This is a genomic window from Pseudarthrobacter sp. (assembly GCF_036675385.1).
GTDB lineage: Bacteria > Actinomycetota > Actinomycetes > Actinomycetales > Micrococcaceae > Arthrobacter.
In genome coordinates this window covers 1-1,841 of record NZ_JAKFFD010000122.1, presented here as the reverse complement: position 1 = coordinate 1,841, position 1,841 = coordinate 1, and the positions used below count along the sequence as shown (strand labels likewise).

The following is a 1,841-nucleotide window of genomic DNA, read 5'->3' as shown; positions in this document are numbered from 1 at the left end:
ATCCGGCTTCAGTGCGGCGATCGCCTCGAGGTTCAGGTCCTGGATAGTGCCCACAGTTTCCACGCCGGCCACCTTGTCAGCCAGGTAGCCGGGGACCGCGTTGGCACCTTCCGTGGTGGGCATGCCCACCGGAGTGATGCCCAGGGACACCAGGGCGTCCAGCTCGCCGGTGTCCAGGACTACGATGCGCTTCGGCTTTTTGTCGAGAGTGGTCTCGCCGTTGGCGTGCTTGATGATGCGGGGGAATTCTCCGGCCTCGGCGTCGCTGCCCAGCTTGGCGGTCTCGGCGTCGGCCGTGGTGAACTTGGATCCGCCGGTGGCGACTTCTGGGTTTCGCTCCCCAACCGCCGGAAATTACGACGGCGGGCGGCCACCTTTCTGAAAAGGTGACCGCCCGCCGTCGTTCTTGCGCTACTTGCCCTCGATGGCTGCCTTGGCTGCCGGGTCCGAGTCGTTGAGGAACTTCTCGATGCGTTCCGGTTCCTCGGCTTCGCCGATGGCCGCGGACGCGCGGCCCAGCGAGTAGAGCGCGCGCAGGAAGCCGCGGTTGGGTTCGTGCTCCCACGGGATGGGGCCCACGCCGCGCCAGCCGTTGCGGCGCAGGGAGTCCAGCCCGCGGTGGTAGCCCACGCGCGAGTAGGCGTAGGAATCGATGGTGCGGCCCTCAGACCACGCCTCCTCCGCCAGGACAGCCCACAACAGCGACGATGTGGGGTGCTTTTCCACCAGGTCCAAGGCTTCGGCGCCGGCGTCCAGCTGCGCGTAGACGTCGGTCTCGGCAGGCAGGAGCGTTGGCTCCGGGCCCATGAGGTTCTTGCGGAACTCGTCGGACATTCCTAGAAGGTCTTTCCAGCGGAACCCAGCTGCTTGGTTGCCTCGACGACGCGGGCGGACAGGCCCGCCTCGGCGGAGGCACCCCAGACGCGCGGATCGTAGAGCTTCTTGTTGCCCACTTCGCCGTCAACCTTAAGCACGCCGTCGTAGTTCTTGAACATGTGGTCCACCACGGGACGCGTGTACGCGTACTGGGTGTCGGTGTCGATGTTCATCTTGATCACACCATAGGAGACGGCGTCGGCGATCTCCTGGTCGGAGGAACCGGAGCCGCCGTGGAACACGAGGTCGAACGGGCTGTTCTTGCCAAGTTTGGCTCCCACTTGGGCCTGGATGTCCTTGAGGATCTCCGGGCGCAGCTTCACACCACCGGGCTTGTACACACCGTGCACGTTGCCGAAGGTCAGGGCCGTGATGTAGCGGCCGTTCTCGCCGGCGCCGAGGGCTTCAATGGTGGCCAGAGCGTCCTCCACCGTGGTGTACAGCTTGTCGTTGATGGCGTTTTCCACGCCGTCTTCCTCGCCGCCCACGATGCCGATTTCAACTTCGAGGATCATCTTCGCGGCGGCGGTGCGTTCCAGCAGTTCGCGCGCGGTGCTGAGGTTCTCGTTGAGCGGCTCGTGCGAACCGTCCCACATGTGCGAGTTGAAGATCGGGTTGCGGCCGGCCTTGACCTCGGCCTCCGAAGCTGCGAGCAGCGGCAGGACAAAGCCGTCCAGCTTGTCCTTGGGGCAGTGGTCGGTGTGGAGGGCAATGTTGACGCCGTAGTTCTTGGCAACTTCCCGGGCGAACGCGGCGAAGCCGAGCGAACCGGCCACCATGTCCTTGGTGGCCGCGCCGGACCAGTAGGCGGCTCCGCCGGTGGACACCTGGACGATGCCGTCGGACTCAGCCTCGGCGAAGCCGCGCAGTGCGGCGTTCAGCGTCTGCGAGGAGGTGACGTTGACGGCCGGGAATGCATAGCCTCCGGCCTTGGCACGGTCGATCATCTCGGAGTAGATCTCTGG

Annotated in this window: 2 protein-coding genes; both read right to left on the bottom strand. The window is 65.5% G+C overall.

All coding sequences use genetic code 11. The annotated features are described in order from the left end of the window. Positions 1 to 411 precede the first annotated feature (411 nt). Positions 412 to 834: a DUF3151 domain-containing protein gene (locus V6M49_RS09660; protein ID WP_141139325.1), complete on the bottom strand. Its 423-nt coding sequence runs from the start codon at positions 832 to 834 to the stop codon at positions 412 to 414. 2 nt (positions 835 to 836) lie between these two features. After that, positions 837 to 1,841 (bottom strand): class II fructose-bisphosphate aldolase (fbaA, locus tag V6M49_RS09655; protein WP_332760972.1); only part of this gene is annotated, 1,005 nt, incomplete at its 5' end.

Coding starts and splice junctions, on each gene's coding strand:
- V6M49_RS09660 (WP_141139325.1), bottom strand. CDS start 834: ATGTCCGACGAGTTCCGCAAGAACCTCATGGGCCCGGAGCCAACGCTC.